This window comes from Chryseobacterium sp. SSA4.19 (assembly GCF_022601875.1).
Lineage (GTDB): Bacteria > Bacteroidota > Bacteroidia > Flavobacteriales > Weeksellaceae > Chryseobacterium.
The window spans coordinates 1-7,285 of record NZ_JAKVIP010000051.1; the positions used below are offsets into that span (position 1 = coordinate 1).

Annotated in this window: 5 protein-coding genes and 1 pseudogene; all 6 read right to left on the reverse strand. The window is 37.0% G+C overall.

The window, feature by feature from the left end:
- Positions 1–313: 313 nt before the first annotated feature.
- Positions 314–835 carry a hypothetical protein gene (locus MKJ01_RS18550; RefSeq protein ID WP_241615741.1) on the reverse strand — a complete coding sequence of 174 codons (522 nt, stop codon included), beginning with the start codon at positions 833–835 and terminating at the stop codon, positions 314–316.
- On the reverse strand, positions 789–2,729 hold the full coding sequence (locus MKJ01_RS18555) for an RHS repeat-associated core domain-containing protein (protein WP_241615742.1): 1,941 nt from the start codon (positions 2,727–2,729) through the stop codon (positions 789–791). Before MKJ01_RS18555 ends, MKJ01_RS18550 begins: the two co-directional genes overlap by 47 nt.
- Before the next feature lie 91 nt (positions 2,730–2,820).
- Positions 2,821–3,360: a hypothetical protein gene (locus tag MKJ01_RS18560; protein WP_241615743.1), complete on the reverse strand. Its 540-nt coding sequence runs from the start codon at positions 3,358–3,360 to the stop codon at positions 2,821–2,823.
- Between the two features lie 634 nt (positions 3,361–3,994).
- A pseudogene (locus MKJ01_RS18565) lies at positions 3,995–4,171 on the reverse strand (RHS repeat-associated core domain-containing protein); the annotation flags it as partial.
- 31 nt (positions 4,172–4,202) lie between these two features.
- Positions 4,203–4,877, reverse strand: coding sequence for a hypothetical protein (locus MKJ01_RS18570; protein WP_241615745.1), 675 nt, complete (start codon positions 4,875–4,877; stop codon positions 4,203–4,205).
- A partial coding sequence (locus MKJ01_RS18575; RefSeq protein ID WP_302850502.1) for an RHS repeat-associated core domain-containing protein occupies positions 4,878–7,285 on the reverse strand: 2,408 nt, incomplete at its 5' end.

A 7,285-nucleotide genomic window follows, 5' to 3' on the forward strand; every position in this document is an offset into this window, starting at 1 on the left:
TAGAAGAATTTAACAATCAAAACAAAACCTATCTAAATGTAGCTTAACTGATACTGGAATTTTTATTTGCATATCCAGTAATCCGTTGTACTTTTAATCGTCGTCTGTCCTGAGGATCCATTCACGATGGTTGTGTTCTCTTTCTGTAATTTATTCCCGTCCGCCCCTTATTTGGTGATAGTTATTTCCGTATACAAAACAGAACATTATATAACAAAAAAACCATCGCAATTGCGATGGTTTTTTATCTGATCACGGATTACAAATTGGCCTGATCGGTTACATGCTCATATCAGCGGGAATGTTTCCATTATTATTCAGTAAATGAAGGTATAAAAACAGGCTCATAATTATCCGTATTTTGTATATAAGGATATCTTGCATGGGCGGAAGCATCAACACGATTATAATAACTTAATTTGATAAATCCAATATAAAAAGACTTCATTTTCTCATCTAATTTCAGAATTATTGTTTTTCCCTCTTCCTTTCTTGAATTATAATCATAATCCTTCTCGATAATATTCAATTTTTTTCTATCAGAAATTGAATGAAAGCTAAATGATTCTGTATCAAAAAGAAAAGCTTTATTTAGCTTAAATAACTTTTTGATATTTTTTTCCTTTTCAAAATCTTCACTCTCCATTATAAAAATACCAACTTTACTATAATCCGGAACTACAAGAACAGGGTTTTTAAAAGTTACAATATTGGTTGTTAAATAATAATCATTTAACTTTTGTGAAAGAACTAAGCTTGGTGATAGTAAACAAAATATTAACCATAGATTATTCTTCAGGTGAATATTTAACTTTTCCTTTTTTAAAATTTTCATAATCTTTATCGGTTTTTAAATTACTGTTTGTAGTATCAATTATAACACTACTAGGATTCCCTTCTATTTTGGTTTTATCATTAGCCTTATTAGGGTTGGCTGTATTGCCATCAAAATAACTCAAAATATTTTGTATGTATTTAGAAGTTATGGTGTCTCCACTTTCCGAAGTATGGGTCATTATATCAGTTGAAATAGCTTTATCATCATCTAATCCTAATGTATGCCCTACCTCATGTCCTCCTGTATCATCACTTGATGTTGACCGTACAGTAACTCTTTGCCCTTCCAATGTTATACCAACTGTCGTTGGTGATTGCTGTCCCATTCTTTGATCATCTACTATAAAAGAATTTGCAATTCCTGATTTGTCATTATTTAATGCATCTTTTAAATCCGTTTTAGCTGTTGATTTAACTTCTGTGGTTGTAAGTTTTAAGACTACCTTAAGAGATCTTTGTAAACCGTTTGCATCTTTGTAATGATAAGAATAATTACCACTTACTTTATTCCATTTTTCAATAGCTCCATTTGCAGCATTCATATCTCTACTAAGTGCATAGTAATTTCCTGTAATGGTTATTGTTCCTTTTTTCATATCTATACTCATCCCAAAATCTCTTCCATCATAATCAACAAATATTGCAGGATTATTTCCTGCATAAATGTAAGGAGACATTCTTGTATACTTTTCCGCCAACGGATCCACCACGCCCCATCTTCCGATATCCGGCATATAAAATCTCGCTCCATAATCATACATCCCTGTCTCCTGGAGTTCTTTTCCGTTGTACTTATAATTCTTATAAGTTCCTGCTCCAAACATCGTAGTTCCTGTTTTCAAATGATTCATCCCGAAAGGATAATAATCATTCGCATCGGTAATCTCAAGAGCGCCTGCGCTGTTTCTTCCAAAGCTCACCCTGGTGTTTCCAAGATGATCTTTATACTGGTAAATATACTGGTTTTTCTGGTAATCATAAAATCCTTCCGAGGTCGGGAAAAACTGGAGATTGCGGTTCTTGGCGGCCACTGTCAGTTCCGCTGCCATCGGTTCCATAGAAAATGCCTGCCTTTCAAGGGCCCTTGAGGTTTCCAGGCTGGCCATTGTTTCAGTACTCATCCCGATCAGTCCTAAGTTTTCTGTTTTCAGGTACTGGAAGCCATCGAGGTAATCCGTTGTCTTTTTTTGTATGGTTTCACCTGAAATCCCATTTACAACAGTCCTGTTCTCTTTCTGTAATTTATCCCCGTCCGCCCCGTATTTCGTCTTAACGGTAACCGTTTCAGACCCTTTGGCATAATTGAACTGATCCGGAAGGTTCAGGTAATTGTATTTAATTGTACTGATCCCCTTATCCGGCATCCCGGTCATATTCCCGTTCAGGTCATAAGGAATGGTTCCGCCGCCTCCTTCATACCCGGTAGGGTTGTTCTGCAGGTCTTTGATACTGGTCAGCCTGTTGCTTTTGTTCCCTGAAGCATAAGAGTATTCCAGGCGGTCAATGGTGGTGGCCGTATTACCGCCCTCTATCACGGAAGTCCTGTACAGGTTGGTAATGTTCCCATTGAGGTCATAGTCGATGGACTCGGTATTTTCCCTGCTGTTCGGGTTGTTCGGGTTCTGGTAATAGCCTGCCGTCAATCGGTTCAGTTTATCATACGCATAGCCGTATCTTTTCGGGGTTAACGAAGGGTTTTGTCCTAACGTTTCTACTGCTCTCCAGTCCGCTTCGGCAATATTCCCGTTGTATCTTCCCGCTACGTTTTTTCCCGGGAATAAAACAGGATCAGGATTGGTGATGCCTTCTTTACCGGTGTATTTTATGTTGTAGGCAAACAGCTTACCGCTCAGGTCGGGTACCGTCATCTGGGCTTTATTGATATCGGTCATCCAGCCCCTGATGTTGTAGGCATAGTCGACGCTCTGTAAAGGAGCAGAGCCTGCGGTGGAACCTACTTTCTTATTGCTCAGATGGGAAAGCTCATTGTAGGTGTTGTCGGCAAGCAGCTCTTCGGGATTGTAAATCTGTGAGATTGGGTATTAAGTCTTCTCTTACAAAAAAACCATCGTGTCCTTTAATTGCAAAAAAACCATCTTTATAAGTAAAATAGTATTTAGTATTTCCACTCATAGTAAAATTTATAGGATTTAATCTAAATTCATAAATATCCTGATTATTTATCTTTTTAAAATTAGTCTTAACCCAAGATACTGAAAATTTAAACTTACCTGTATTAAAAACTAAAGGCATCTTTTGACCTTTATAAAAAAACAGATACCATTGTTTGTTTATTTTTATATACCAATGTTCATCTATTATTTTAAATGTTGTTGTTTCAAAGTTTTTATAATTAAATAATCCAATATATTTTACAAGATTTGGTTTAATTTTATCAATCGTTATTTCTATAGAAGCTTTATTAATTGAGAGAGTGTCACGAAATGAATATTTTATCTTTTGACTATATCCATTTACAAATATTAAAAAAAATATAATTTGCAATATTCTATTTTTTTTCATTTTCAGCTTTTTTATATTCAACGTTATTAACTTGTATAATCCAATTATTATATTCATCATTATAGGTTGTATCATTTTTTGTAGCACGATCATTTATATAATTATGGAATGCTTTAGAATCAGTCGCGCCTCCCCAAGAAATAGCTTCTAAATCTTCTGAACTATAACCCAGCTTATTATCGCTATTATATTCTACTAATGCACTAAATACATTTTTTTGATATTCACTATACTTATTATGCTCATCATCATCTACTATTTTAGGATTTAGTGCTAATTTTGCATGAACCCCCTCATGAATGAGCGTTCTTGCTAATGATATTTCTGTTCTTTCGCTATTATCAGAGTTACTCATCATTTTTTTAGAATAGTGTGTTTCAACTTCATATCCTTTTATTGTTTCTTTTATAACTTTTCCTCCCAGAGTAGATATCTGTCTATTACTAGCTGTACGGAATGTTGTTGCATTTGCTCCAACAGAAACATTGTTTTCACCTAAAAATAAATAGTAATTATTATCTTTCGTATTATTGTATTTCGATAAAATTGAATTATACATAGAGTTCGACTTTCTTAAACTTTTGTATACAGAACCATATCTTGATGCTAAAAAATCTTTAGATGGAACTATATCTCTCCCATCAGGATCAATAAATCTCATAGGGTTATTCAGTGCGTAAGCGTACGGCGAGAAGCGGGTCATCTTCTCCGTCAACGGATCTACTACGCCCCATCTTCCGATATCCGGCATATAGAATCTTGCGCCATAATCATACATTCCCATCTTCTGAAGCACCTTACCATTATACTTTTAATTGTAAATACTTCATTAATTTCAGGAATTATTCAGGATGTGTATGAAAAATATCTGCCGAATTCTTTTTATCCACTACTTTATCTTTGGTATTACTAACAGGAATTTCTTTCACATCAACTCCATACCAAACCTCCATAAAGGTTTTTAAATCAAAAGTGTTTACACGAATAGGAACAAATTTATTATCTTTCTTTTCCAAGGATATGAAATTTTCAACTGCATCCAATGTAACACTATTACCTTTTTCATATTTAAAAAATTCTGATTTCGTAAGATTTTCCTTGACTACCTGAACTTCATTTGATAATTGTTTCATTTGATTTTGATCAAAATATTTATCTCCTTTAAAAAAAACAAATACGATATTGGTAGAGTAATTATAATACATAACTCTAAACTTTTCATCTATCTTAAATTGTCCTTCTTTTTTATTCAGCTTAGCCAATAATGTTGGAATATATGTTGAATAATTAATACCCATAATCTCTGTTTGTGCTTCATCAAAAATATCATCAAAATCGAAAGTGATAAAAATAACCTTACTTCTGATTTCCAAAGGAATAACCTTAGTATTGTTTAAATAGTCAACGCTTTTTTGGACTTCCTCTTTTATCCAACTATTCTTTATGAATGATAGTCTATCTTGTGCAGAAGACAGTATACTAACAAAAAGTAATATAAAAAAAAATATTGTTTTCATCTATTTTATTAAGTTAGGTAATTTGATTTGTTGTCTCTGATTCAATTTAGGAGAAGCTATTAACTTTCCATCTTTCCCTCGAATTATACTGAAAGGAACAAAATAATTTTGTCTCTCTTTTGCCCCCACTCCAGTATAATATATAAAGTTATAAGCATCTGGGTTTGATATTCCTACATCATGTGGCTGTGGCATATCCGTATATGGATGAGTATGGCCAGAATAAATATTATTTTCGTAAGTCAGTCCTTTTTCTCCAAACGCCCAAGGAACTTGTACTTTATCGGTAAGATGCGTGGTTCCAACTAAAAACTTATTACCTTGTCCTGTTCTAAAACCTCCAATTGACCATTCTACACGACTGTTGTCTGCTGCAAATTGGAAAACTTTTCTAGCATCTGTAAAATTATTGGTTGTTCCGTGGCTTAATCCACTACTACTATCTCTACCCGAAAGTTGGCTTATAACTGTGCCACTTTCTTTGCTCTCTTTATTTACTTTTACATAGTCCTTATTTTCTTTTCCCTCTCCACTAATTGCTTTTTGTGCATTTCCATTTGCGTCCAATTTAGCGCTTCCATCCGAATTACTTTGAGCTTTATAAAGTCTATCAAAGTTATCTTCTGTTTTTCTAATAAGTGTTACATCACCATTGTTAGAAACACCATAATCATCATAGTTCATTCCATTTGAATCAACATAGAAAATAGGGTTGTTCCCTGACATATGATAAGTGGACATTGGTTTATACTTTTCCGCCAACGGATCCACCACACCCCATCGTCCAATATCCGGCATATAGAATCTTGCTCCATAATCATACATTCCCGTCTCTTGCAATTCCTTCCCGTTGTACTTGTAATTCTTATAAGTCCCTGCTCCAAATAGGGTAGTTCCGGTCTTCAGATGGTTCATCCCGAAAGGATAATAATCATTCGCATCGGTAGTCTCAAGAGCGCCTGCGCTGTTTCTTCCAAAGCTCACCCTGGTATTTCCAAGATGATCTTTGTACTGGTAAATATACTGGTTTTTCTGGTAATCATAAAATCCTTCCGAGGTTGGGAAAAACTGGAGATTACGGTTCTTGGAAGCCACTGTCAGTTCCGCTGCCATCGGTTCCACAGAAAATGCCTGCCTTTCCAGGGCCCTGGACGTTTCAAGGCTGGCCATCATTTCAGTGCTGATCCCGAAGTTTTCTGTTTTCAGATACTGGAAGCCATCGAGGTAATCCGTTGTCTTTTTTTGGATGGTTTCACCTGAAATCCCATTTACAACAGTCCTGTTCTCTTTCTGTACTTTATTCCCGTCCGCTCCGTATTTGGTTTTAACGGTAACCGTTTCAGACCCTTTGGCATAATTGAGCTGATCCGGAAGGTTTAAGTAATTGTATTTAATTGTACTGATCCCCTTATCCGGCATCCCGGTCATATTCCCGTTCAGGTCATAGGGAATGGTGGCACCGCCTCCTTCATACCCGGTAGGGTTGTTCTGCAGGTCTTTGATACTGGTCAGCCTGTTGCTTTTGTTCCCTGAATCATAAGAGTATTCCAGGCGGTCAATAGTGGTGGCCGTATTGCCGGATTCTATCACGGAAGTCCTGTACAGGTTGGTGATGTTCCCATTGAGGTCATAGTCGATGGACTCGGTATTTTCCCTGCTGTTCGGGTTGTTCGGGTTCTGGTAATAGCCTGCCGTCAATCGGTTCAGTTTATCATACGCATAGCCGTATCTTTTTGGGGTTAACGAAGGATTTTGTCCTAACGTTTCTACTGCTCTCCAGTCCACTTCGGCAATATTCCCGTTGTATTTTCCCATGACGTTTTTTCCCGGGAATAAAACCGAGTCAGGATTGGTGATTCCTTCTTTACCGGTGTATTTTATGTTGTAGGCAAACAGCTTCCCGCTCAGGTCGGGTACCGTCATCTGGGCTTTATTGATATCGGTCATCCAGCCCCGGATGTTGTAGGCATAGTCGATGCTCTGTAAAGGGGCGGAGCCTGCCGTGGAACCTACTTTTTTGTTGCTCAGCTGGGAAAGCTCATTGTAGGTGTTGTCAGCGAGCAGCTCTTCGGAATTGCTGTCGACCTGGTGAAAATGCTGTTTCAGTCTGTTCTGGCTGTCATAGACAAAACGTTCCTGTACCATGACTCCAACCTCGCCTGTTTTTCTTAAATGATAGGTATTGGTCTTTTGGGGAACGCCTGCAAAATCAAGCAGGGATTCTGTTTTGGTATAGCCTCCCAGGTGGTTGATAGAATGAGTGAACACCACTCTTCCCATCGTGTCGTAATAGGGATAGGTCTTGGTCCAGTTGGTATCCTCGATGTTCCGTATATAGGAAGCCGTGGACAAACTGTTGGTGGAGGCATCGTTATCTGCACCGGTTGCCTGGCCCAGGATATACTGTC